Genomic DNA, 25,349 nt, shown 5'->3' with positions numbered 1-25,349 from the left:
CCGTGCCATGATCTTCGCCTCCAATGTGTTCCTGTTCCTCTACCTGCCGCTGTTCCTGGCCGTGTACTTCCTGGCCAAAGCGCAGTGGCGGTCAACGGTGATCGTCGCCGCCAGCTACATCTTCTATGCCTGGTGGCGGCCAGACTTCCTGCTGTTGTTCGTCGGTATCACCTACTGGAACTACTGGTTCGGCCTGCGTATCAAGGCACGCCTGGATGCCGGCGACAAACCCATGGCTCTGCGCCTTCTGTGGATCGGTGTGGCCGGCAACCTGTCGACCCTGGGCTATTTCAAATACGCCAATTTCGGCGCCGAAGTACTGGCCATGCTGCTGGCACCGCTGGGCATCAACACCTGGACGCTGGAGAACATCTTCCTGCCACTGGGCATTTCCTTTTACGTGTTCCATGCCCTTAGCTACATCGTCGACATCTACCGCAAGGACGCTACGCCCACGCGCAATTTCATCGACTTCGCCGCCTTCGTCGCGCTGTTCCCGCACCTGGTGGCCGGGCCAATTCTGCGCTACAGCCAGCTGGCGCCACAGCTACGCGAGCGCACCCACTCGCTGGAGCTGTTCTCGCTGGGGGTTTGCCGTTTCATGCTCGGTTTCATCATGAAGGTGTTGATCGCCGACCGCCTGGCACCGATCAACGTGCTGTTCGTCAGCGAAGGTACGCTGCAGTTCAGCGACGCCTGGTTCGGCCTGGTGATCTCGACGCTGCAGCTGTATTTCGACTTCGCCGGCTACAGCCACATGGCCTTGGGCCTGGCACTGATGATGGGCTTTCGCTTCCCGGAGAACTTCAACCAGCCCTACGTGGCGCAGAGCATCACCGAGTTCTGGGCACGCTGGCACATGACCCTGGCGCATTTTTTGCGCGACTACGTGTACATGCCGCTGGTGCGTAAACGGGTGGCCGGTGCAATGCCGGCGCTGATCTGGACCATGCTGCTGTCGGGCCTGTGGCACGGCGCGAGCTTCGCCTTCATCTGCTGGGGCCTGTTCTTTGGCGTTGGCATGGTGCTGGAGCGCAAGTTCAACCTGGCGACCAAGGTTGGCGCGCCTTACAAGCTCGGCCGACACCTGCGCACCGGCCTGCTGATCCTGTTGAGCATGCCGCTGTTCTTCACCATGGACCTGCGCCACAGCATCGATATCTACAAGGCGTTGTTCGGCTTCAACGGCTTCGGCTCGCTGGAGCTGTATGTGCTGGGTGCCTCGAAGATGGCCATGGCCTTCGCTCTGGTGGCGCTGGCCTGGCTGCTGCTGGCCGGCATCAATAATTTGCGCTTCTACGCCGGCAACAAGGAAGGCTACTTCATGCGCCATGTCGGCGCGTTGCACAGCGTGCTGCTGTGGGGGGGCTTCCTGCTGGCCCTGAGCAGCCTGGCAGCCAACTCGTTCTCACCCTTTCTGTATTTTCAGTTCTAGGAGAACGCCATGTATCCGGTGATGAATTCGGCCAGCAAGGCCAACGGCATTGTGTTCATTGTGGTGCTGGCGGCCATGTTCCTCTATTCGCTGCCGCCGGTGTTCAGCTTTGCGCGCACCTCGACCGACACCTGGAACCTGTTCGTCGACGGCAAGCTGCTGCGCAAGTTCGAGCAGGCCTACGACAAGCGCTTCTTCCTGCGCGACCCGTCGGTTGAGTTGTGGGCCGACGCCCAGTTCCATCTGTTTGGAGAAGGCACCAAGGGCGTGGTACTTGGCAAAGATGGCTGGCTCTACACCAATCAGGAATACCGCGTACCCAACGATTTAGACGCCAATCTGGCGGCACAACTTGAGCAGATCGCCAAGGTGCGCCTGCAACTGGCAGAGCATGGCAAGCACCTGGTTATTCTGCCATTGCCGATGAAGCTCGACGTCTACGCAGCCCACGCCCAGCATGCTTTCGACCCACGGGTAATCAGCCTCTACGACCGCTTTGTCAGCGAGCTGCAAGGCCGCCAGATGGATGTGGTGCCGTTGCGTGCGGCCTTCCTCGCCAACCTTGAAGGCCCACAGCTGTTTCTCAAGTCCGACACTCACTGGAGCCCTGAAGGCGCACGGCTGTCGGCCTATGAATTGGCACGTCAGCGCCCGCAATTGCTCGGCGACCAAGTCTACGTTTCGCACAAGGCCGGCGACAAAAGCGTCAAGGGCGACTTGATGAATTACATCCAGTTCGACCACGCGCGCCTGGCCCCCCAGTTCGGCCCCAACCCCATCGCCCTCTACGAAACCCTCAAGGCCGAGCAAGGTGCCGACGACCTGTTCGCCGAACAAGACCAGAGCCTGATGCTGGTCGGCACCAGCTACAGCAAGATCGACGACTGGAACTTCGTCGGCTTTCTCAAGGAAGCGCTCAACCGCGACCTGTTGAGCATTGCCGTGGAAGCGCGGGGCCCGTTCGAGGCGATGAACCAGTTCCTCGCCAGCGATCAACTGGCAAGTACCCAGATCGACACTGTGGTGTGGGAATTCCCACTACGCACCCTGCTCGCCCACCGCCCAGGCTCACTTAGCCGTAGCGCTGCGCCCCAGCATTTCTGACGAATCAAGGAGAGTCCGAATGAAGCTTACCCACCTGTTCACCGCCATCGCCCTGGCCACCGCCGGCCATACCGTTTTGGCTGCCGAGGGCAACGCTGACCTATACGACGCCGTGGCCCCTGCCGACTCGGCCTTCGTGCGGGTGCTGAACCTGTCCGACAGCAACATCGACGTCAGCCTCAGTGGCAAGGTCAACCCGCAGCGGGTCGCCGCCGGGCAGCTCAGCGGCTATCGGTTCACACCCGCAGGCCCGCACAAGATCACCATCGCCGGTAAATCCATCGAACCGCAGCTCAAGGCCAATGCCGCCAGCACCGTGGTGTACGACGGCAAGCAGCTCAAGCTGATCAGCGACAAGTACGTCAATGAGCCGAAAAAGGCGCAGATCGCTTTCTATAACCTGACCCAGAACCCGGCAGCGCTGAAGACCTCCGATGGCAAGCACGACGTAGTACAGACCCTGGGCAATGGTGAGACCGGCACGCGCATGGTCAATGAGATCAAGATCGACTTCGCTGCCTACCAGCAGGACACCAAAGTTGCCAGTTTCGACGAGCAGTTCCTGAAGAAGGGGCGCTCGTACAGCTATGTACTGCTGCCGGGCAACCGCAGCATGACCCTGGCCAACAGCATCGACCCGACCGAGTGACGATTGCTCAGCAAGGATGAATGGCACATGAAGACCCTTGTACCTGTTGCCCTGAGCGCTGCCATCGCGCTGCTCAGCCTGCCCAGCCAGGCCGCGCAACCCGCCCAGGCGGGCAAGCCTGGTTGCGAGAACCTGCAGTGCATGGTGTGCCCGGCTTTGAGCGACCCGCAACGCTATGCCGAAGGGCGTATGAAGTTGATGCGCGAGATCGTGCCTGGCAAGGACCGCTGGCTGTTCCGTTCGGCCGTGGACCTGACCAATGAATTCGGTATTCCAGCACCGATGCGCCCTGAGTTCGCGCGCCTGATGCAGGCGTTCGAACGCCAGGGCATTCATGTGGCCATGGCGATCCAGCCGACCCGCGGGCTGATGCACCGCGACAAGCTGTTCGCCAACCAGCTGCACGGTTTCGACTACGCCCGCGCCAGCGGTAATCTCGCCACCTACCTTGGCCAGCTGCGCCAGAGCGGCGCGGTGGTAGCACCGATGATGCAACTGGTACAGCAGCCGCCCAAAGGCGAGTACTTCTTCCGCCGTGACCACCACTGGACACCGGCTGGGGCCGAGGCCACGGCGAAGCTGATGGCCGAAGAAATCCGTCGCCAACCGTTCTATGCCGGGCTGACCAAAAAGCAATATCGCACCGAGCCGGGCGTGATGGTGCCAAAGGACGGCACGCTGAACCTGGCGATGAGTTCACTGTGCGGCAACAACTATGGTTTTCAGTACGTGCGTGGCTACCAGACGGTTCCGGTGGCCAGTGGCGGCGATGCGCTGTTCGATGACGCGCCGGACCCTGAGGTGATCCTGGTGGGTGACAGTAACGCCGCCGCCCGCGAGGACGAAAGCAAGCAGTTCAACTTCGACGGCTACCTCAAGCAATACCTGAACGTCGACGTACTGAACTATGCCCTGCCTGGGGTTGGCGAAGACGGCTCGCTGCTCGAGTACCTGTTGTCCAGCGACTACAAGCCCAAGGCACCGCCCAAGCTGATCGTCTGGGAGCTGCCGGCCAACTACCGGTTGGACTCGCCGTTGATGTACCGGCAACTGGTGCCGGCCATTCAAGGCGGCTGCGCGGCAAGCCAGCAGGTTCTGGAAAGCAAACTCAAGCGTCCGGCCTTGAAGGTGGGTGAGCGCATCGAGCTGCTGAGCAATGCGGGCAGTGGCCGCCAGTCGCTTTCTAAAGGTTTTCTGGACATTCGTCTGAGCGACAAGAACGTCAAGGATTTCTACATCATCGTCTATTACGACAACGGCGCGCGGGACAAGGTGTGGTTCCGCCGTGAGGCGGCGGTGACTGGCGGCCAATATTATCTGGAGCTGAGCAAAGCACCGGAATTCGCCGGCGCCAACCTGTTATCGGTATTCATGGAGCCGACCAAGGCCGGTACCGCAGCGACCGCCGTGGAGACCCGCCTATGCCTATGAGCAAACTATTACCGGGCATCGGGTTACTGGCCATGAGCCTCGTGTTCCCCCACGCCCATGCGGCGCAGTCCATCTGGCCGGCACACCCCACGCCGCAATCGGCCATGATTGCCGATTACCGTACCCTGGTCTGCACCAAGGAACCGCCAGCACCTTTTACCGGCAGCCTGCGCCTGCAGAGCAAGTACGACCAGCGCGATGCAAGCAAGTCGACACTGCGCAGCAGCCCCGACGCCGACAGCGAACGTATCGGCAAGCAGGTCAAGCAGTTCGTCGGCGGCCTGATCTACGCCAGCAAGCGCTTCCAAGGCGCCAAGAAGCCGCAGGACGCCAACATGGCGCTGGCCTGTCAGGACCAGTGGCTGCAGCGCTGGGCCGACGCTGGCGCCCTGCTCAACCCTGATGCCACCGGCACAGGTATGGCGGCGCGCAAATGGGCGCTTGCGGCCATGGCTGGCACCGTGCTGCTTACCCAGGCAGCCAGCGACGGCAAGCTGCAACTGAGCGATACACAGCGTACCTGGTTCGCCGACCTTGGCGAGTTGGTGATCCGTGAATACGACCCCCGCCGCAGCGCCAGCGGCGTGTACTTCAACAACCACGACTATTGGGCAGCCTGGGCGGTGGCAGCCACCGGCATGCTGGTTGGCCGCGACGACTTCATCCGCTGGGCCGATGGTAATTTGCGCCGCGGCCTGGCTCAGGCCGTGCGCTCCAACCAGGGCAACTACGCCTACCTGCCGCTGGAGGTGGCGCGCAGCAAGCTGGCAGCCAACTACAGCCAGTACGCCCTGGTGCCGCTGGTGCTGCTGAGCGAGTCGGCGCGCGCCAACGGCCTGCCGTGGAGCAGCCAAGACCAGCAGACACTCGACCTGCTGGCCAATTTCGCCGCGCGCACGGTGCTCGACCCCGCCGACCTACCAGAACTCAAAGGCCAGTCGCAAAGCGATGTGGCGCCATACAAGATGGCGTGGCTGATCCCATTTCTGCAGCGCAATCCTGGTCATGCGCTGGCGCGTCAGCTGTACGACAGCCAAGACGGCGAGGTGGACAACTACAGCCAGCTCGGCGGCCCGATCAAAGCCTTCTATTCCCCTCTGCCCGGATCAAGGAGCTGACCCATGGCTGCCCTCGCCCGCTTTTCCATCACCTGCCTGGCTGCGCTGTGGCTGGCAGGCGCTGCTCAGGCCGCCAGCCAGGCGCTACCAGCCAACCAGATCGTCGATACCCTGCCGGCTGAGCAACGCCAGCTCAAGGTCGATCAATTGCGCCAGCAGGTGCGCCAGGCAGTCGCCTTTGCGCAAACCGAACGGCAGCGCCCGGCCGGGCGTGCCAGTGTCAGCCTGCAACCGATGTTTTCTTCCCAGGCCGGCAGCTGGCCCTTCGAGCCATTGGTCAACAACGGCCTGTTCCGCGCCATCGCCGGTTATCAGGCGCATCACCCACAAGTGGTGATGCTGCGTGGTGGCAGTATCACGCTGGCGCAGTTGCATGACGCACTCAACAACCCGCGAGTGCTCAAGCGCTACAAAGACGGCTACCTGTTGAGCTACCCGCTGATGATCGGCAGCGACGCCGGCCTGGTCCTTGAAGGCACCAGTCTGTACCTGGCGAGTTTCTCCGGTACGGCACTGATCAACCAGGGCTGGCTTAGCCTGAACCAGTCCAGCCTGCAGAGCATGGCCGGCGACAAACCGGCGAGCACCGACCGCGCGTGGCGACCCTTCGTTGTGGCCTGGGCTGGCAGCCATACCCAGGTGCTGGGTTCGACCCTCAAGCGCCTGGGCTACAACGCCAACCTCTCGCGGGGCTTGACCACCGCCTTGAGTACTCAGCAGGCGGCCAGTACTCGCCCGGCCACGGTGATCATCCGCGATAGCCAGTTCAGCGAAATGTCCACAGCGGTGGAGTTGCAGCATAGCCAGGCGACCATCAGCACCAGCCAGTTCGAGCGCTCGCAACAATACGCCGTGGATGTGCAGAACAGCCAGGTCAAGTTGCAAGGCAACCAACTACGTGGCATCGACAACAACAGCGGCGTACGACTGCGTGGCAAGACGCGGGCCTTGGTCGAAGACAACCTTATCCTTGGCGCGACCAAGGCTGGGATCGAAATCACCGAACAACAGGGCGCAGTGCTGCTGACTGGCAACCGCATCGGCGACAGCCGCGGCAACGGCATTCAGTTGCGCAGCCTGACACCAACTGCGGCGGCGCCACTGGTAATCGACGACAACCTGCTGGCCAGCAGCCAAGGCAGCGCAGTGGACGCCAGCGAGGTCGGCGCCGTGGCCCTGCTGGACAACCGTATCGGCAATACCGCCGAATACGCCGTCAGCCTGCGCAATACGACGCCGCTGGCCGGGCCGTTGCTGCTCAGTGGCAACCGCCTTGGCCGGGTCGGCAAGGCGCTGGTCAGGGTCGAGGGGGTTCGGGACGTGGTGTTGGGCGGCAACAGCTTCGACGGCAAACCGTTGCTGCAGAACCTGTTGATTGGTGACTTGTTGCCGCTGCAAGGGCAGCTGCTAGAGGCGACTGTTCGCCAGGGCGCGACGGTGCGGGTAAGGCAGCCATGAGGTATCGGTTGCAGTGATTTGCCGGGCCGGTAGCGGTCAACCAATGGCCCGTTGCATCCTCACGAAACACTCATCGTTACCCATGTCGATGAAACCCTGGCGCAGGTACAACTGCCGCGCCGGGTTGCTCTTGAACACCATCAATCGCAGCAGCGGCAAACGGCGCTGCGCGGCCCAGCCCGCCAGTGTCTGCAACACCTGACTGCCTACCCCTCGCCCCCGGTGTTGCTCACTCAGGTGCAGTTCACGAATGAACAGTGCCTGCCGATCCTGGCTAAGGCTACAAAAACCCAGCACCTGATCATCCTGCATCACCAGCCATTGCTCGCGCCAAGCCCACGCTTGATCGAAGGCCTCCTCGACCCACAATAGGCCGAACTCGTGGTAATAGGGCAACATCGCCCGCCGAGTAAGGTCACGGGCGAAGTCGCGATGGGCATCGCTTGCGCCAATCAATTCAACGGGCATGCTACACACCTGCGGCGTTCGAGGTTCAGCCTCGCTGGTCAGGCTGGGATTTTGAGGCCACGCTGTACCGCCGGGCGCTCGAGGAATTTCGCCAATACCCGCTGCACCTGCGCAAACTGATCGAAACCCACCAGTTCGCGGGCGTTGTAGCGCTCTACCAGGTTGCGCACCCATGGGAAAATGGCGATATCGGCAATGCTGTATTCATCGACCATCCAATCACGCCCCTTCAGATGCCGATCGAGCACACCCAAGAGACGCTTCGATTCATTGACATAACGGTCACGGGGGCGCTTGTCCTCGTATTCCTTGCCAGCGAAGAAATGGAAGAAACCCACCTGGCCGAACATCGGCCCGATGCCGCCCATCTGGAACATCAGCCACTGCAGGGTTTGATAACGCTGGGCCGGGTCGTTGCTCAGCAGCTGGCCGCTTTTCTCCGCCAGGTACTGCAGGATTGCCCCCGACTCGAACAGCCCCAGCGCCTGGCCGCCTGGCCCATTGGGGTCGAGGATGGCCGGAATCTTGTTATTGGCGCTCAGCGAGATGAACTCGGGGCTCAACTGGTCATCGCTATCGAAGCTGACCTTGTGCGGCTCGTAGGGCAGGCCAATCTCCTCGAGCATGATCGAGACCTTCACGCCATTGGGAGTGGGCAGCGAGTACAGCTGCAGCCACTCGGGATGCTTGGCGGGCCATTTACGGGTGATGGGGAAAGCGCTCAAGTCGGTCATGGTCAATTTTAGCCTTGGGGGTGGACGTACCACTGTAGTGACATCCCGCGCGGCTGACCATCACCGGCCATTGATCAACTGGCCTTGCCATGGGCCTTGAGTTTGAGCTTTTCGGTATCCACCCGCGCGAATACCGAGTCGGCACTCACCGTCAGCACATCGCCGGCCCAGACTTCACAGATCACCCGCGTCTTGCGCCCGACTTCACCTTCGACCCGGGCCCTGAGCAGCAGCTCCACGCCCATGGGGGTAGGTTTGAGGTAGTTCAGCCCAAGGCTTGCGGTAACGCAATCGATGCGCGGCAGGCTCCCCGCCTCCCGGCCTTCGGCGCGGTAGTGATGCGCCATCGCCGTCCAGTTCGAATGGCAGTCGACCAACATGGCCAGCAGGCCACCATAGACCAGGCCAGGCCAGCCGATGAAGGTGCTGTCGGGTGAATGCCGGCACAGCAGGTGAATGCCGTCGGCATCCCAGTAGCTTTGCAGGTGCAGCCCACTTGGATGGGAGCAGCCGCAGCCGTAACAGGTACCTTCGGGTGCGGCCAGTGCTTGAAGGGAGGGAATCGGATCGTTCATACGCTGCCTGTGCTTGTTGAAATGGGGGCGCGAAACGCCCCCATTAAAGCAGAAGCTCAAGCCGGTTGGGCGAGCGCCTTGCCACCCTTCTGGGTCAGCGACACCAGCAGGATGAATGCGGTCACGCCAGCGGTCATCAGCGTCTCGTAGCGATAGGCGTCGCTGAGCAGCATGTAGCCCAGGACCATGACGATAGTGCCGATGACCAGCCAGGTCAGCCAAGGGAACAACCACATCTTCAACTCCAGTGCACGCCCCTCCCGCTCGGCACGTGCCCGCATGCGCAATTGCGACACGGCGATTACCAGGTACACCAACAAGGCGATGGCACCGGTGGTGGACAGCAGGAAGCCGAACACCTTGCCTGGCAGTACATAGTTCACGAAACAACCGACGAAGCCTGCCAGGGTGGAGACGATCACCGCAACGGTCGGCACACCGGCACCAGAAATACGCTTGGTCATGCTCAAAGCCTGGCCGCGGGCGCCCAGTGAATAGAGCATGCGCGAAGCGGTGTACAGGCCAGAGTTCATGCAACTGGTCACAGCCACCAGCACCACCAGATCGACCAGCAGCTTGGCGCCTGGCACGTTCAGCACCTCAAGCACTCGCTGGAACGAGCCCACTGCCTTGAGGCTCGGATCGTTCCAAGCCACCAGCGACACCACCAGAAAGATCGACGCCAGGTAGAAAATCGCGATGCGGTAGACCACAAGGTTGGTGGCACGGCGGATCTTGTCCTTGGGGTTGGCAGTTTCGTCGGCCGCAATGGTGACGATCTCAGCGCCGAAGAACGAGAAGATGGTGATCAGCACCCCACCGAGCACTGTGCCGAAACCGTTGGGCATGAACCCACCGTTTTGCCAAAGATGGCCAATGCCAGATACCTCGGCCAGCGGCCAGAAGCCGAACACCGCCAGGCTGCAGACCACGATGAAGGCGATGATCGCGACCACTTTGACCAATGCGAACCAGTACTCGAACGCACCGAAGTTCTTGACGCTGATCAGGTTGGTGGCCGACAGCACCACCATGATCACAAAGGCGAACAACCAAGACGGCACGTCGGGGAAATAGGCATGCAGGATGTCTGCGCCAGCGATGGCCTCGACAGGAATGATCAATACCCAGAACCACCAGTAAAGCCAGCCAATAGTGAAGCCGGCCCAAGGGCCGATCGCCTCGCTGGCGTAAGTGGAGAACGACCCGCTATTGGGGTTGGCAATGGCCATCTCCCCTAGCATGCGCATGACCAGCAGCACCAGTAAGCCGGTCATGGCATAGGAAATGAGGATGGCTGGGCCGGCGGTAGCGATGGCGTTCGATGAGCCAATGAACAGGCCGGCACCAATGATGCCAGCGATTGAAATCATCGACACCTGACGCGAAGTCAGGCCGTGTTGCAAGGACCGCTGTTTGTTCTTATTTGGCGAAACCATGGTGAACCCTCGAATGGGTCGGCCGCTATACGGCACTCGGCCGTGGGCGGCTGAAAGTTGAAGCAGAATTCAGGTAATAGGGTGTTCGTTGTTCTTGTTTTATATCGCCGGTTGCGCATAGCCCTCCTCTTTGCGTTACCGGTTGTAATCGTTGTTCAAGGTCAGTATTAATCTATAAGGCGAGGTCAACAAACGACCTTTTCGAAACACATGATTCCATTGCGGAATGAACTCTTTCCTTTTTTGCTGGGTACGCCTTTGCTATGTCCAAACGCCTGATGCCCTCGACCACTGCCCTGCAGTGCTTCGAAGCTGCCGCCCGGCACCTGAGCTTCACCCGTGCAGCCCAAGAGCTGCACCTGACCCAGAGCGCCGTCAGCAAGCAGGTCGCGCAGCTTGAAGAGATGCTGTCGCATTCGCTCTTCCAACGAATTCGCAGGCGCCTGCACCTGACTCCGGCTGGGGCGCTGTACCTCACTGAAGTGAACAAGATCCTCACCCAGATCGATATCTCCAGCCGTTACATCCTCAGCTACGGCGACGAGACCGAGGTGCTGCGCATCGCGACCCAGCCGACCTTCGGCGCACGCTGGCTGATACCTAGGCTCAAAGGTTTCGGCGAGCGCCATCCTCGCATTCACTTGGACATTCGCAACGAACTGGAGCCCTTCGACCTGGTGCAGGCCAAAGCTGACATCGCGTTCTTTTTCGGTCAGGGCACCTGGCCCGGCGCCACATGCATCGCGTTGTTCAGCGAGGCCGTGGTTCCTGTGTGCGCGCCAGAGCTGCTGGCCCGGCACCGGTTCGACAGCGCAGAGGCGCTCATCGAACACCGCCTGCTGCAATGCGCATCGCGCCCTGAAGCTTGGCACGAATGGTTCCAGGGGCTGGGTCTGCATAGCCAGAACAGCTACCACGGCCCACGCTTCGACACGTTCTACCTGTGCATCCGCGCGGCCATCGCCGGCTGCGGGGTCGCTCTGATCCCACGCTACCTAGTGGCCGAGGAACTGAGCGAAGGCAAGCTGGTGATCGCCTGGGACCACCCGGTGCCAAGCAACGGTCGGCATTTCATCGCCCATGCCGAACATGCCGCCGAAGTGCCCAAGGTCAAAGCGTTCGTGCAGTGGATCCGCGAGCGGGTGGCCGAGCACGACCAGTAAAGATCGCGAATTCAGGGAATGATCGCAATCGAATAATTCGTTTGCAGAATAATACCGCGGCGCGCTTGGATAATAGGAAACATGAACAAGGTCCGCGTGCCCATGAAGCTGGAAAGTATCAGTCAATCCATCGCCATCGTTCACCCGATTACACTTTCCCATGGCCGCAATGCCGAAGTCTGGGATACCGATGGCAAGCGTTACATCGACTTTGTCGGCGGTATCGGCGTGCTGAACCTGGGCCATTGCAACCCGGCTGTGGTCGAAGCGATCCAGACCCAGGCCAGCCGCCTGACCCATTACGCGTTCAACGCCGCGCCTCATGGCCCCTATCTGGAATTGATGGAGCGCCTGAGCCAGTTCGTGCCGGTCAGCTACCCGCTGGCAGGCATGCTCACCAACAGCGGTGCCGAAGCCGCCGAAAACGCTCTGAAGGTGGCACGCGCAGCCACCGGCAAACGCGCCATCATCGCCTTCGACGGTGGCTTTCATGGCCGTACCCTCGCCACCCTGAACCTCAACGGTAAGGTCGCGCCATACAAGCAGCGGGTCGGTGAGCTGCCGGGGCCCGTCTATCACCTGCCCTATCCCAGCGCAGATACCGGCGTCAGCTGCGAGCAGGCGCTCAAGGCCATGGAGCGCCTGTTCAGCGTGGAGCTGGCGGTGGAAGATGTAGCGGCTTTCGTCTTCGAGCCCGTGCAGGGAGAAGGGGGCTTCCTGGCCCTGGACCCGTCATTTGCCCAGGCGCTGCGGCGGTTCTGCGACGCGCATGGGATCCTGATCATCATCGACGAAATTCAGTCCGGTTTTGGCCGCACTGGCCAGCGCTTTGCCTTCCCGCGCCTGGGCATCGAGCCGGACTTGCTGCTGCTGGCCAAGAGCATTGCCGGTGGCATGCCGCTGGGCGCAGTGGTCGGGCGCCAGGACTTGATGGCCGCCCTGCCCAAGGGTGGCCTGGGGGGAACCTATTCGGGCAACCCGATCGCCTGTGCGGCGGCACTGGCCAGCTTGGCGCAGATGACCGACGAGAACATCGCTACCTGGGGTGAACGCCAGGAGCAGGCGATTGTGGCCAGGCATGCCCGCTGGAGGGCCGCTGGCCTGAGCCCATACCTGGGCCGCCTGACCGGTACGGGCGCCATGCGCGGCATCGAGTTGGTCAATGCAGACGGCAGCCCTGCACCGGCTCAGCTGGCTAAGCTGGTGGAGGCCGCACGGGCCAAAGGCTTGTTGCTGATGCCTAGCGGCAAGGCACGGCACATCATTCGCCTGTTGGCGCCGCTGACCATCGAAGCTGAGGTACTCGAGCAGGGGCTGGATATCTTCGAGCAGTGCCTGGCCGAGCTCGAGTGAAGCTTACAGGCCCAGTTCTTCCGGGGTGAGCATGTCGGATTCGAAGGCGATCCAGCCGCCTTCGAGTTCGGCATGGCCGTTGACGATCGGGCCATAGTAGGTAAGGCCGTTTTCCAGCGTTACGCAGATGTGCGTTGCCGATTTCTCCGGGGCTGCCAGCGTACCGACGAAATGCACCTTTTTCAGGGTTTCGGTCACCGCTTCCAGGCCAACACGCATGCCGGGGTTTTCCGAGGCCTCGGTATCGCCCCCACGGTCTTCGGCGCTGACGGTCACGGTGGCAGTGTAAGGGTACTTGGTGCTCAAGCGGGTTACCTCGAAAAATGTCTAAGCGTGAAGGCGCGTAGAGTACGGCAGGTGATTCCACTTGTCTCTACCAGCCTCCTCACAGGTGGCCTGCACCAACAGGCCAGCCTGCAACAGGTGATCTGAAAGGGCTGATCTGTTAGGGTGCCCGCCGATGTACGCCATACCACACGAGGACACCTGCGTGAGCGCCGAACAACCCATGATCGCCGACCTGTTCGAGGTCGACAAACGCCTGACCCTCAAGCCCGTCGTGGACTTCAACAGTTATCTGCGCAACGCCTTCGGCGAAGGCCCGTGCAGTTGTCACCGCTGTGCCGAAGGCAGCGACCAAAGCAGCTACAGCCACGCGCACACCTTCACCTTCGAAGGCCGCCAATGGCACCGCCGCTTTGCCAGCACTGCTGGCAGCGACGTGGCGCAAGTTCTGAAAAAGGCCTGGCTGTCCTACACCAAAGCCGATCTGAGCTTGGTTGGCGCGCTGGACTTCACCACCCTCAAGACCTTCACCGAACCTGCCTTGCACGAACGCCTGCTGGTTCTGTTGCCCGCCAGCGGGCTGGCCCGCGAAATCGACGGCCAGTGGGTGCTGCAAGCGCAGGCGGACTGACGGCCCGACGGTCAAGCAAGATTCCCCTGCTCTGCTACCGTGGGAGAATCCGTACCGCCGCAGGTAGTCCACCATGGCCCGCACAACCCCCATCGAGCTGTACCGCAATATCGGTATCGTCGCCCACGTTGATGCGGGCAAGACCACCACTACCGAGCGCATTCTGTTCTATACCGGGGTCAACCATAAGATGGGCGAGGTGCACGACGGCGCCGCGACCATGGACTGGATGGCCCAAGAGCAGGAGCGCGGTATCACCATCACCTCGGCGGCAACTACTGCCTTCTGGCAAGGCTCGACCAAGCAGTTTCCCGACAGGTACCGCTTCAACATCATCGACACACCCGGCCACGTCGATTTCACGATTGAAGTCGAGCGTTCACTGCGCGTGCTCGACGGCGCGGTCGTGGTGTTCAGTGGCGCCGATGGGGTCGAGCCGCAGTCAGAGACGGTTTGGCGCCAGGCCAACAAATACCACGTGCCACGCCTGGCCTACATCAACAAGATGGATCGCCAGGGTGCCGATTTTCTACGGGTGGTCAAGCAGATCGATCAGCGCCTGGGCCACCACCCGGTGCCGATTCAGCTGGCCATCGGCAGCGAAGAAAACTTCATCGGCCAGATCGACCTGGTGAAGATGAAGGCCATTTACTGGAACGACAACGACCAGGGCACCAGCTACCGCGAAGAAGAGATTCCCGCTCAATTGCAGGCGCTGGCCGATGAATGGCGCGCACACATGGTCGAGGCCGCCGCCGAGGCCAATGATGAGCTGACCCTCAAGTTTTTGGAGGGTGAAGAGCTGAGCATCGATGAAATCAAGGCCGCCTTGCGCCAGCGCACCATCGCCAATGAAATCGTTCCGACCATTCTCGGCTCTTCGTTCAAGAACAAGGGCGTACCGCTAATGCTCGATGCGGTTATCGATTACCTCCCTGCTCCGTCGGAAATCCCAGCGATCAAGGGCACCGACCCGGACGATGAAGACAAGCACCTGGAGCGCCACGCCGACGACAAAGAGCCCTTCTCTGCCCTGGCCTTCAAGATTGCCACCGACCCGTTCGTTGGCACCCTGACCTTCGCCCGTGTGTATTCAGGCGTGCTCAGTTCGGGGAATGCTGTGCTCAACTCGGTCAAAGGCAAGAAGGAACGCATCGGCCGGATGGTGCAGATGCATGCCAACCAGCGCGCCGAGATCAAGGACGTATGCGCGGGCGACATCGCCGCGCTGATCGGCATGAAGGATGTCACTACCGGCGACACGCTATGCGACATCGACAAGCCCATCATCCTCGAACGCATGGACTTCCCCGACCCAGTGATCTCGGTGGCAGTGGAGCCCAAAACCAAGGGCGACCAGGAAAAAATGGGCATAGCGCTGGGCAAGCTGGCTCAGGAAGACCCCTCCTTCCGCGTGCGCACAGACGAAGAAACCGGCCAGACCATTATCTCTGGCATGGGCGAGTTGCACCTGGACATCATCGTCGACCGCATGAGGCGTGAATTCAACGTCGATGCCAATATCGGCAAGCCGCAGGTGGCCTACCGCGAAAAGATCCGCAACACCTGCGAGATCGAAGGCCGCTTCGTGCGTCAGTCTGGCGGGCGCGGCCAGTATGGCCACTGCTGGATTCGGTTCGCTCCGGGCGATGAAGGCGCCGAAGGCCTTGAGTTCATCAACGAAATCGTCGGCGGCGTGGTACCGCGCGAGTACATCCCGGCAATCCAGAAAGGCATCGAGGAGCAGATGAAGAACGGCGTGCTGGCCGGCTACCCGCTGATCAACCTCAAAGCAGCAGTGTTCGATGGCTCGTACCACGACGTTGACTCCAACGAAATGGCCTACAAGATCGCCGCCTCCATGGCCACCAAGCAGTTGTCGCAAAAAGGCGGCGCAGTGCTGCTGGAGCCGGTGATGAAAGTTGAAGTGGTAACGCCGGAAGAGTACCAAGGCGATATTCTGGGCGACCTGAGCCGGCGCCGCGGGATGATCCAGGACGGCGACGAGACGCCGGCCGGCAAAGTGATTCGTGCTGAAGTACCGCTGGGCGAGATGTTCGGCTACGCCACCTCGATGCGTTCGATGACCCAAGGCCGGGCGAGCTTCTCCATGGAGTTCACCCGGTACGCCGAGGCGCCGGCAAGTATTGCCGACGCGATCGTGAAGAAGAATCGCGCAGAATAAGCCTTTGTTCTGCGCTGGCCCATTCGGCTATGGCCGCACACAGGGGCGAATGCATGCTTTGAGGTGCCCGCCAACCTGTGTGGGCTTTATATCAGCACCTTCCTTCAGTGCTGCTCACCCGCGCGTCTGAGCAACTTCTTGCAGCGCTCCGACAGGTGCACCACGCGCAGGTGCTTACCCGCTTTTTCATAGCGCTCACGCAGGGTCTGCAATGCAGCGATGGCCGAATAATCGACAAAACTCAAATGCTGGCAGTCCAGGGTGACCTTGGCCGGGTCATTGGCCGGATCGAACTGGTTGAGAAAGGGCGTGACCGAGGCAAAGAACAGCGTGCCATGCACCTGATAATGCTTGCCCTCGCCGTCCTGATGGCTGTCGGCATAGAGCTCGCGAGCATGCTGCCAGGCAAAATTCACGGCGGCGATGACGATGCCGAACAGCACCGCCATGGCCAGGTCGGTGAACACGGTCACCACCGTTACCGCGATGATCGCTAGCACGTCGCTCAGCGGTACCTTGTGCAGCACTCGCAACGACGCCCAGGCAAAGGTCTGCTGGGCCACCACGAACATCACCCCGACCAGTGCCGCCAGCGGAATACGCTCGATCAGCGGCGACAGGAACAGCACGAACAGCAGGATCATCACCCCGGCCGCCACGCCCGAGAGCCGGCCACGGCCATTGGAGCTGAGATTGATCACGGTCTGGCCAATCATGGCGCAGCCACCCATACCGCCGCACAGTCCGGAGACCATGTTGGCTGCACCCAACGCCACGCACTCGCGATCCGGGTAACCGCGGCTTTCGGTGATCTCGTCGGTTAGGTTCAATGTAAGTAGCGTCTCGAGTAGGCCCACCATCGCCATCAGCACCGCATAAGGCGCAATGATCTTCAGGGTTTCCAAGCTCCAAGGCACATCCGGCAGCGCCAGGTGCGGCAAGCCGCCGGCAATGTGCGCCATGTCGCCAAGGGTGCGCGTAGGCAGATCGAGCAGGTACACCAGTGCGCCAACTCCAAGAATCGCCACCAGTGCTGGGGGCACAGATCGGGTCAGCTTCGGCAGCACGTAGACCACCAGCATGGTCAGCGCCACCAGGCCGATCATCAGATACAGCGATGTGCCACTGAGCCAATGCTCACCTTCCTTGAAGTGTTCCAGCTGAGCCATGGCAATGACGATCGCCAGGCCATTGACGAAGCCAAGCATCACCGGATAAGGCACCAGCCTTACCAACTTGCCAAGGCGCAGCAAGCCGAACAGAATCATCACCCCACCGCCGAGCAAGACCGTGGCCAACAGATACTGCACACCGTGTTGCACCACCAGCGCGACGATGACCACCGCCATGGAGCCTGCAGCCCCGGATATCATTCCTGGGCGACCGCCGAACAACGCAGCCAGCGTGCAAATGATGAAGGCACCATACAGCCCCATCAAAGGGTTGAGATGGGCTACCAAGGCAAAGGCAATGCACTCGGGAACAAGGGCGAACGAGGTGGTCAGGCCGGCGAGCAGGTCGGCACGTAGTCGGGCGGGCTTCATGGGTATCCTGTGGTGCGGTCCAGGCGGACGGGCGGTGAATCGGGGGCGCGATGTTACGGAATTCGTCTGACAGCGGCCAGCGCAAGGTGTTTCAGCAAAGGCTGCGGGTCAGCCATTGGGCCATCGAAGCATCTTCCAAGGCATATTCGCCGCGATTGGCTTTCCACACCAGTTCCTTGTCGCGCAGGGCGTCCAGAGCCTTTTGCACGTTCGGCGTACTGGCTGTGACCTCAACGCCGCCCTGCTCAAGCTTGCGTGTTATCTGCAGCAAGGTGTGCTCGGTGAATGGCGAGAACGGCTGTCGGCTCTGCGCTCGCTCGGCCATCACCTGAAGCACTGCCTGTTGCAAGGGCGAAAGCTCGTTCCAGGCACTTTCGTAATCGCTCCAGACTCCAGCTTGATGGTTGAGTGCACCGGTGCGTAGCAACTCTCCAAGGTTGGCCGCTTCGCCCAGCCCGACACTGACCTCAGCCAGCAGTTTATTGAGCATTTCCGGCCGCCGCCCAACCAGTTCGAACGCATACTCCATGTCCTGTACCTTGAACTGGTTGCTGTCGGCCAGGCGCTGGTTCCACAACTCGGTAATGAAGCCGACGTACTCTCGGCCTAGCAATGGAAACGGGGTAATGCTGGCCCCATAGAAGGGCTGCTTGCTCTTGAGCACCAGGTTGGCGAGCTTGTCGCGGCTGGACCCTGTGAACACCAGGCGCAGACCGTCCGGGCAGTCGCCCCGGTTGAGATGGTCACGGGCGGCCTTGAGGGCGAACATGGCGTTAAGGCCATCCTCACTGTTAAGAGCGTGCTGAGCTTCGTCGATGATCAACACTATCATTTGCCCTGAGATCTGATGCAGTACTGCCAGCGCCTGGGCCAGGGTAGTGCCTGCGGGCAACTGGGGCTTGGTGAAGTCCCAGCTGAGGGTGCGCAGCAGGTTGATCTTGTCGATGCCGGCTTTTTTCGCCGCCTTCGCCAGGGCGCCCTCGAAACTACTCAACGCCGCGCCAATCGCCCCGCTGATCAGATCAGCCGGAGCTGCGTCCCGATCTGACCACAGGTCGACATACACCGGTAGCCAACCCCGCAGCCTGCACTGCGGGATGAAATCATTATTGAGGAAGGTACTTTTGCCGGTGCGCCTGGGTGCAGCCAGAAACATACCGGAGCTGTAGTCCACCAGGGACTCACCGGCCAAGTCCTGCGCCAGCGCCTTGGCAAGCGGTTCACGACGCAAAAGCGGGCGGGAGGGCGACATGGGATTATCCTGAATTATCCTGCTGACTATAATTTATAGCCTACAAGATAAAATCAGATAAAGCACCGTGCGTGACCCGAGCCCGGCAAACGGCTGGCAAATTTGCCATCATGTGGATTCCAATCGCGGAGAACATGAGCATGCCGCTACGCCCTCTATTCGCATCGCTGCTGCTGGCAGTCAGCGTACCTGCGCTGGCCGCCACCGAAGTTGTGCCGCTGCAGCACCGCAGCAGCGCCGAACTGCTGCCGGCCGCCCAGGCCTTGATCGGGCGCGACGGTACCGTCAGCGCTTTCGAGAACAAGCTGATCGTCAATGCCAGCGCCGAGCGCATCGACGACTTACGCGCCTTGCTACAGCAACTGGACACTGTACCCAAGCGCCTAATGATCAGCGTCGACAACAGCGACAGCAATTACCAGGACACCCGCGGCGAAGGCCAGGTGATCCATTACGGCACCAGCAACCGCGAGGGCGGCCTGCAACAGATCCAGGCCAGCGAAGGCCAACCGGCACTGATCCAGATCGGCCAGAGCATCCCGATCACCAGCACCAGCACCGACGGCTACGGTCGCGTCCAAAGCAACACTGAGTACCGCAATGTAACCCAAGGTTTTTATGTTACGCCGAGCCTGATCGGGGATAGGGTTCGCCTGCAAATCAGCAGCAATAATGATCGATTGAGCCAGGAACGTGCTGATGTAGTGAAGGTGCAAAGCACCGACACGACAGTCAGCGGAAGGCTTGGCGAATGGATCACCCTGGCCGGTTACAACCAGCAGAGCCAAGCCGAACGCGACCCTTCGAGCCGTACATACAGCACTCAACGGGGTGAAAACATGACATTGCGGGTCAAAGTCGAGCTTCTGGACTGATCCCTGCAAATTCAAGGCCTCGACCAAAGGCCTCGAAACTGACTGCCAAGTCGCATTAGACCAAAGATGTAGTAATAGAAAAAAAGCACTACAAAACGTTTGACAGGGTGTTTTTCCCAAGGGCATGATGGCCTCGCTCCCGCTAATCAGGGGCCCTGACAAGGGCCTTCGAGGCGCACTCCTCTCACCCCTGGAGGCGTCTCGTGTCTATACGGCCCACAAGGCGGTTCGACGGGATTGCGACTGCAACGAAGAAGTTGTCCCGAGGGACGGAAGCGCATCACCGCAGTTCTGGCAATCGCGTCGCACCGCAGCAAGGCATCCACGAGCCGACCTGCCGGAGCACACTGGCGCCTGGCCTGCACCTCCTTCCCCTTCGAGCCTTCGCGTTCGCCGCCGCACGCCCTGACAGACACCCGCCTGGCCCCTGCTTCGCCCCGAGCATCAGCACAATTAACCCAAGATCGATGCGACGAGGTTTATTTCCATGGCACTGACACGCGAACAGCAAATTGCAGCCCTCGAGAAAGACTGGGCCGAGAACCCGCGCTGGAAAGGCGTGACCCGTACCTACTCCGCCGCCGATGTCGTTCGCCTGCGTGGCTCCATCCAGCCCGAGCACACTTTTGCTCGCCAAGGCGCTGAAAAACTGTGGAAGCTGGTCACCGAAGGTGCTCACCCGTCCTTCCGCCCCGAAAAAGATTTCGTCAACTGCATGGGCGCCCTTACCGGCGGCCAGGCAGTGCAACAGGTCAAAGCCGGCATCCAGGCCATTTACCTGTCCGGCTGGCAGGTGGCTGCAGATAACAACTCGGCCGAGTCCATGTACCCGGACCAGTCGCTGTACCCGGTGGACTCGGTCCCCACCGTGGTCAAGCGCATCAACAACGCTTTCCGCCGTGCTGACCAGATTCAATGGAAAGCCGGCAAGAACCCTGGCGACGACGGCTACATCGATTACTTCGCTCCGATCGTCGCAGACGCCGAGGCCGGGTTCGGCGGCGTGCTGAACGCATACGAGCTGATGAAGAACATGATCGAAGCAGGCGCTGCCGGCGTGCACTTCGAAGACCAACTGGCCTCGGTGAAAAAATGCGGCCACATGGGTGGCAAGGTATTGGTGCCGACCCAGGAAGCGGTGCAGAAGCTGGTAGCCGCGCGCCTGGCTGCCGACGTGTCGGGGGTACCAACCATTATCCTGGCGCGTACCGACGCCAATGCCGCTGACCTGCTGACCAGCGATTGCGATCCGTACGACCAGCCGTTCGTGATTGGCGAGCGTACCCGTGAAGGCTTCTACAAGGTGCGCGCTGGCCTGGACCAGGCGATCGCCCGCGGCCTTGCCTACGCCCCTTACGCCGACCTGATCTGGTGCGAAACCGCCAAGCCGGATCTGGATGAGGCCCGTCGCTTCGCCGAAGCGATCAAGAAGGAGTACCCGGACCAGATCCTGTCGTACAACTGCTCGCCTTCGTTCAACTGGAAGAAGAACCTGGACGACGCCACCATCGCCAAATTCCAGCGCGAGCTGTCGGCCATGGGTTACAAGCACCAGTTCATCACGCTGGCCGGTATTCACAATATGTGGCATGGCATGTTCAACCTGGCGCATGACTATGCCCGCAACGACATGACCGCCTATGTGAAGCTGCAGGAACAGGAGTTTGCCGACGCCAACAAAGGCTACACCTTCGTGGCGCACCAACAAGAGGTGGGCACCGGCTACTTCGACGACATGACCACCGTGATCCAGGGTGGCGCTTCGTCGGTGACTGCACTGACCGGTTCGACCGAGGAAGAGCAGTTCCACTGATAAGGGGTTGCTGTTGAGCAAAGGTCCGGGGCTTGCGAGAGCCCTGGGCCTTTTTATTTAGGCAGCGTGGTGGCGCTTGTGACTGGCGCGAGGGTTGCAGCGCTTGTGAGATCGAGCGCCGCCCGCGCGGCGCATCGCGAGCTGCGCTCGCTCCTACGTTTGTTTCGGGCCAATTATGCCTGCGGGATTTGCGCGCGAACGCCTTGGCGCATGACGCAATATCGCGTCGTACAAACAAGGCGGTCGCGCGCGCCTGTCACAGGCGTTACTGGCCCGAAACAAACGTAGGAGCGAGCAAAGCTCGCGATGCGCCGCGCGGGCGGCGCTCGATCTCACAGGCGCTAAATCAATTCCGCCATCCCCTAGCAGCCCTCACCCCACATCTCCAGCCAGCAGCTATGCTGTGCTGGCACCCGCGCAAAACGATGCATCAGTACCTGACGCAACAATTATTGATCCAGAGCGGTGCGCGTGGCGCTGGAGGGTGCTAGAACACCTACTTTTTCGCGCCTGCAAAAAGGGCAAGTAGGCATATCAACTTTGCAAGGGGCGTAGAATCGAACTAGTAAGCACCGCGACAAATGATATTAATTATCATTACGAGACTTGTAATTCGTTACCAGTCGCAAGAAACATAATTAACAAAACCCCATGCAATGCCCGAATTTCAAGGCTTTCAGCCAGTTAGGCGCGGGTTTTGTTCTAAAACCTAGGAATAAATTTGCAACGGAAATTTTACTTGCTGGGGCTTTACCCATAAAATCAGCCCGATTGATTCAGCTGCGACATTTGGTCACTGCACCTGCGACACCTCGTCGCCGCTCTACTTATTTCAGACTGCAGAGCTGGGTCTCTGTATAAGGATTTCTCGCATGTCCGATTCGGCAGGACTCATCGCCCACAACTGGGGCTTTGCCATCTTCCTTTTGGGTGTCGTCGGCCTGTGTGCCTTCATGCTCGGCCTCTCCAGCCTGCTTGGTAGCAAGGCTTGGGGCCGCGCCAAGAACGAACCCTTCGAATCCGGCATGCTGCCCGTCGGCAGCGCCCGCCTGCGCCTGTCCGCCAAATTCTATCTGGTCGCGATGCTGTTCGTGATCTTCGATATCGAAGCCCTCTTCCTGTATGCATGGTCTGTGTCCGTCCGCGAAAGCGGCTGGACCGGATTCGTCGAAGCACTCGTTTTCATAGCAATTCTGTTGGCAGGTCTTGTCTACCTATGGCGCGTCGGGGCCCTTGACTGGGCTCCCGAAGGTCGCCGCAAGCGGCAAGCGAAGCTGAAACAATGAGGCTTTGGCAATGCAATACAATCTCACCAGAATCGACCCGGATGCGCCCAATGAGCAGTACCCGGTAGGTGATCGGGAAACCGTCACCGACCAGCTGCTCGAAGACCAGGTCCACAAGAACATCTTCATGGGCAAACTTGAAGATGTGATGCGTGGCGCGGTTAACTGGGGTCGCAAGAACTCCCTCTGGCCGTACAACTTCGGCCTGTCCTGCTGCTACGTGGAAATGACCACGGCCTTCACGGCGCCCCACGACATCGCGCGCTTTGGCGCCGAGGTCATCCGGGCATCGCCGCGTCAGGCCGACTTCATGGTCATCGCCGGGACCTGCTTCGTGAAAATGGCGCCGATCATCCAGCGCCTGTACGAACAGATGCTCGAGCCTAAATGGGTCATCTCCATGGGCTCGTGCGCCAACTCCGGTGGCATGTACGACATCTACTCGGTCGTTCAGGGGGTCGACAAGTTCCTCCCCGTGGACGTCTACGTACCTGGCTGCCCGCCGCGCCCTGAGGCTTTCCTGCAAGGCTTGATGCTGTTGCAGGAGTCGATCGGCCAAGAGCGACGCCCGCTTTCCTGGGTGGTTGGTGATCAAGGCATCTACCGTGCCGAAATGCCAGCCCAGAAAGACTTGCGTCGTGAACAGCGCATTGCGGTTACCAACCTGCGCAGCCCCGACGAAGTCTGATCCAGCGACCTGCCGCCCGCTCCCGAAAGAGCCGGCGGCCTGGCTTCATTCTTAACGCTGACCCAAAGCGACCGAGACCATGACAGCGGACAACGCTATTTTCATTCCGCCCTACAAGGCAGACGACCAGGATGTGGTCGTCGAACTGCACAACCGTTTTGGCGCCGACGCATTCGTCGCCCAAGAGACCCGCACCGGCATGCCCGTACTGTGGGTCAAGCGCGCTCAGCTCAAGGAAGTGCTCAGCTTCCTGCGGGGCGTGGCCAAACCGTACAGCATGCTGTACGACCTGCACGGCGTCGACGAGCGCCTGCGCACCCAGCGCCGCGGCTTGCCAGCTGCCGACTTCAGCGTGTTCTACCACTTGCTGTCGATCGAGCGTAACAGCGATGTGATGATCAAGGTTTCGCTCAGCGAGGGCGACCTGAACCTGCCGTCGGTGACCAGCATCTGGCCGAATGCCAACTGGTACGAGCGTGAGGTGTGGGACATGTTCGGCATCGACTTTGCCGGCCACCCGCACTTGAGCCGCATCATGATGCCGCCGACCTGGGAAGGTCACCCGCTGCGCAAGGACTACCCGGCCCGTGCCACCGAGTTCGACCCCTACAGCCTGACCCTGGCCAAGCAGCAGCTCGAAGAAGAATCGGCGCGTTTCAACCCAGAAGCCTGGGGCATGAAGCGTCAGGGCGCGAACGAGGACTACATGTTCCTCAACCTTGGCCCCAACCACCCCTCTGCCCACGGCGCCTTCCGTATCGTGCTGCAGCTGGACGGCGAAGAAATCGTCGATTGCGTGCCCGACATCGGCTACCACCACCGTGGCGCCGAGAAAATGGCCGAGCGCCAGTCCTGGCACAGCTTCATCCCCTACACCGACCGCATCGACTACCTCGGCGGGGTGATGAACAACCTGCCATACGTGCTCGCGGTCGAGAAGCTGGCCGGCATTCAGGTGCCACAAAAGGTCGACGTGATCCGCATCATGCTGGCCGAGTTCTTCCGCATCACCAGCCATCTGCTGTTCCTGGGTACCTACATCCAGGACGTCGGCGCCATGACCCCGGTATTCTTCACCTTCACCGACCGCCAGCGCGCCTACACGGTGATCGAAGCAATCACCGGGTTCCGCCTGCACCCGGCCTGGTACCGCATCGGTGGCGTTGCTCACGACCTGCCGCGCGGCTGGGACAAACTGGTCAAGGACTTCGTCGAATGGCTGCCCAAGCGCCTTGACGAATACACCAAGGCTGCCCTGCAGAACAGCATCCTCAAGGGTCGTACCATCGGCGTTGCTGCCTACAACACCAAAGAGGCCCTGTCCTGGGGTACCACCGGTGCCGGCCTGCGTGCCACCGGATGCGACTTCGACCTGCGCAAAGCGCGCCCCTACTCCGGCTACGAAAACTTCGAGTTCGAAGTACCCCTGGCCCACAACGGCGATGCCTACGATCGCTGCATGGTCCGCGTCGAGGAGATGCGCCAGAGTATCCGCATCATCGACCAGTGCCTGCGCAACATGCCGGAAGGCCCGTACAAGGCGGATCACCCGCTGACTACACCGCCGCCCAAAGAGCGCACCCTGCAGCACATCGAAACCTTGATCACGCACTTCCTGCAAGTCTCGTGGGGCCCGGTCATGCCGGCCAACGAGTCGTTCCAGATGATCGAAGCGACCAAGGGCATCAACAGTTACTACCTGACGAGCGATGGCGGCACCATGAGCTACCGCACCCGGATCCGTACCCCGAGCTACCCGCACCTGCAGCAGATCCCTTCGGTGATCAAAGGCAGCATGGTCGCCGACCTCATTGCGTACCTGGGCAGTATCGACTTCGTTATGGCTGACGTGGACCGCTAAGC

Annotated in this window: 22 protein-coding genes; 15 read left to right on the top strand and 7 right to left on the bottom strand. The window is 60.8% G+C overall.

Going from position 1 to position 25,349, the window contains the following annotated elements; genetic code table 11:
• Window positions 1–7 precede the first annotated feature (7 nt).
• From ACK59H_RS12560 to ACK59H_RS12535, 6 genes are read left to right on the top strand one after another with little or no spacing between them, the layout of a single operon-like run.
• Window positions 8–1,435: an MBOAT family protein gene (locus ACK59H_RS12560; protein WP_060478020.1), complete on the top strand. Its 1,428-nt coding sequence runs from the start codon at window positions 8–10 to the stop codon at window positions 1,433–1,435.
• Window positions 1,436–1,444: 9 nt separating this feature from the next.
• Window positions 1,445–2,539: an alginate O-acetyltransferase gene (locus ACK59H_RS12555; protein WP_060478021.1), complete on the top strand. Its 1,095-nt coding sequence runs from the start codon at window positions 1,445–1,447 to the stop codon at window positions 2,537–2,539.
• Window positions 2,540–2,558: 19 nt separating this feature from the next.
• Entirely contained in the window at window positions 2,559–3,188 is a 630-nt protein-coding gene (locus tag ACK59H_RS12550) for an alginate O-acetyltransferase AlgF (RefSeq protein ID WP_060478022.1), read from the top strand.
• A 27-nt stretch (window positions 3,189–3,215) separates the two neighbouring features.
• A complete protein-coding gene (locus ACK59H_RS12545; protein WP_060478023.1) occupies window positions 3,216–4,619 on the top strand; it encodes an alginate O-acetyltransferase AlgX-related protein in 1,404 nt (467 codons plus the stop codon).
• Window positions 4,610–5,737: a polysaccharide lyase gene (locus ACK59H_RS12540; RefSeq protein ID WP_081016636.1), complete on the top strand. Its 1,128-nt coding sequence runs from the start codon at window positions 4,610–4,612 to the stop codon at window positions 5,735–5,737. The genes ACK59H_RS12545 and ACK59H_RS12540 overlap by 10 nt, the downstream gene beginning before the upstream one ends.
• 3 nt (window positions 5,738–5,740) lie before the next feature.
• Entirely contained in the window at window positions 5,741–7,195 is a 1,455-nt protein-coding gene (locus tag ACK59H_RS12535) for a right-handed parallel beta-helix repeat-containing protein (protein WP_081016637.1), read from the top strand.
• A gap of 36 nt (window positions 7,196–7,231) precedes the next feature.
• On the opposite strand, the gene ACK59H_RS12530 is transcribed toward ACK59H_RS12535, so the two are convergent.
• From ACK59H_RS12530 to ACK59H_RS12515, 4 genes are all read right to left on the bottom strand, one after another.
• On the bottom strand, window positions 7,232–7,663 hold the full coding sequence (locus ACK59H_RS12530) for a GNAT family N-acetyltransferase (protein ID WP_060478025.1): 432 nt from the start codon (window positions 7,661–7,663) through the stop codon (window positions 7,232–7,234).
• 38 nt (window positions 7,664–7,701) lie between these two features.
• Window positions 7,702–8,397 (bottom strand): glutathione S-transferase N-terminal domain-containing protein, encoded by a 696-nt coding sequence (locus ACK59H_RS12525; protein WP_060478026.1) that lies wholly within the window; start codon window positions 8,395–8,397, stop codon window positions 7,702–7,704.
• Between the two features lie 74 nt (window positions 8,398–8,471).
• Window positions 8,472–8,972, bottom strand: coding sequence for a PaaI family thioesterase (locus tag ACK59H_RS12520; protein WP_060478027.1), 501 nt, complete (start codon window positions 8,970–8,972; stop codon window positions 8,472–8,474).
• A gap of 56 nt (window positions 8,973–9,028) precedes the next feature.
• Window positions 9,029–10,411 carry an amino acid permease gene (locus ACK59H_RS12515; RefSeq protein ID WP_060478028.1) on the bottom strand — a complete coding sequence of 461 codons (1,383 nt, stop codon included), beginning with the start codon at window positions 10,409–10,411 and terminating at the stop codon, window positions 9,029–9,031.
• A gap of 263 nt (window positions 10,412–10,674) precedes the next feature.
• Here ACK59H_RS12515 and gcvA point away from each other — a divergent pair, with 263 nt between their 5' ends.
• Both gcvA and ACK59H_RS12505 read left to right on the top strand, forming a co-directional pair.
• On the top strand, window positions 10,675–11,574 hold the full coding sequence (gcvA, locus tag ACK59H_RS12510) for a transcriptional regulator GcvA (protein WP_060478029.1): 900 nt from the start codon (window positions 10,675–10,677) through the stop codon (window positions 11,572–11,574).
• A 102-nt stretch (window positions 11,575–11,676) separates the two neighbouring features.
• Window positions 11,677–12,927, top strand: a complete 1,251-nt coding sequence (locus tag ACK59H_RS12505; protein WP_060478042.1) for an aspartate aminotransferase family protein — start codon at window positions 11,677–11,679, stop codon at window positions 12,925–12,927.
• Between the two features lie 3 nt (window positions 12,928–12,930).
• Here ACK59H_RS12505 and ACK59H_RS12500 read toward each other — a convergent pair whose 3' ends face one another.
• Complete coding sequence (locus ACK59H_RS12500) at window positions 12,931–13,233, bottom strand: hypothetical protein (protein ID WP_054892710.1); 303 nt, start codon at window positions 13,231–13,233, stop codon at window positions 12,931–12,933.
• A 184-nt stretch (window positions 13,234–13,417) separates the two neighbouring features.
• Here ACK59H_RS12500 and ACK59H_RS12495 point away from each other — a divergent pair, with 184 nt between their 5' ends.
• Together ACK59H_RS12495 and fusA are read left to right on the top strand one after the other, a co-directional pair.
• Entirely contained in the window at window positions 13,418–13,843 is a 426-nt protein-coding gene (locus ACK59H_RS12495; RefSeq protein ID WP_060478043.1) for a hypothetical protein, read from the top strand.
• 73 nt (window positions 13,844–13,916) lie between these two features.
• Window positions 13,917–16,028 carry an elongation factor G gene (fusA, locus tag ACK59H_RS12490; RefSeq protein ID WP_060478030.1) on the top strand — a complete coding sequence of 704 codons (2,112 nt, stop codon included), beginning with the start codon at window positions 13,917–13,919 and terminating at the stop codon, window positions 16,026–16,028.
• A 104-nt stretch (window positions 16,029–16,132) separates the two neighbouring features.
• Here the strand turns inward: fusA and ACK59H_RS12485 are convergent, their stop codons facing one another.
• Together ACK59H_RS12485 and ACK59H_RS12480 are read right to left on the bottom strand one after the other, a co-directional pair.
• Window positions 16,133–17,572, bottom strand: a complete 1,440-nt coding sequence (locus ACK59H_RS12485) for a SulP family inorganic anion transporter (RefSeq protein WP_060478031.1) — start codon at window positions 17,570–17,572, stop codon at window positions 16,133–16,135.
• A gap of 91 nt (window positions 17,573–17,663) precedes the next feature.
• A complete protein-coding gene (locus ACK59H_RS12480; protein WP_060478032.1) occupies window positions 17,664–18,824 on the bottom strand; it encodes a hypothetical protein in 1,161 nt (386 codons plus the stop codon).
• 140 nt (window positions 18,825–18,964) lie between these two features.
• Here ACK59H_RS12480 and ACK59H_RS12475 point away from each other — a divergent pair, with 140 nt between their 5' ends.
• From ACK59H_RS12475 to nuoC, 5 genes are all read left to right on the top strand, one after another.
• Window positions 18,965–19,699 (top strand): secretin N-terminal domain-containing protein, encoded by a 735-nt coding sequence (locus tag ACK59H_RS12475; RefSeq protein ID WP_060478033.1) that lies wholly within the window; start codon window positions 18,965–18,967, stop codon window positions 19,697–19,699.
• Between the two features lie 487 nt (window positions 19,700–20,186).
• Window positions 20,187–21,512, top strand: a complete 1,326-nt coding sequence (gene aceA, locus ACK59H_RS12470) for an isocitrate lyase (RefSeq protein ID WP_060478034.1) — start codon at window positions 20,187–20,189, stop codon at window positions 21,510–21,512.
• Between the two features lie 872 nt (window positions 21,513–22,384).
• Entirely contained in the window at window positions 22,385–22,798 is a 414-nt protein-coding gene (locus tag ACK59H_RS12465; RefSeq protein WP_011534614.1) for an NADH-quinone oxidoreductase subunit A, read from the top strand.
• 10 nt (window positions 22,799–22,808) lie between these two features.
• A complete protein-coding gene (locus ACK59H_RS12460) occupies window positions 22,809–23,486 on the top strand; it encodes an NADH-quinone oxidoreductase subunit B family protein (RefSeq protein ID WP_027920598.1) in 678 nt (225 codons plus the stop codon).
• 79 nt (window positions 23,487–23,565) lie between these two features.
• Window positions 23,566–25,347, top strand: a complete 1,782-nt coding sequence (gene nuoC, locus ACK59H_RS12455) for an NADH-quinone oxidoreductase subunit C/D (protein WP_060480264.1) — start codon at window positions 23,566–23,568, stop codon at window positions 25,345–25,347.
• The last annotated feature ends 2 nt before the right edge of the window (window positions 25,348–25,349 follow it).

It is taken from the genome of Pseudomonas sp. KCJK9000 (assembly GCF_046230725.1).
GTDB classification, from domain to species: domain Bacteria; phylum Pseudomonadota; class Gammaproteobacteria; order Pseudomonadales; family Pseudomonadaceae; genus Aquipseudomonas; species Aquipseudomonas promysalinigenes.
Note: the sequence above shows the minus strand (reverse complement) of the source record. Positions and strands in the feature narration are given on the sequence as shown.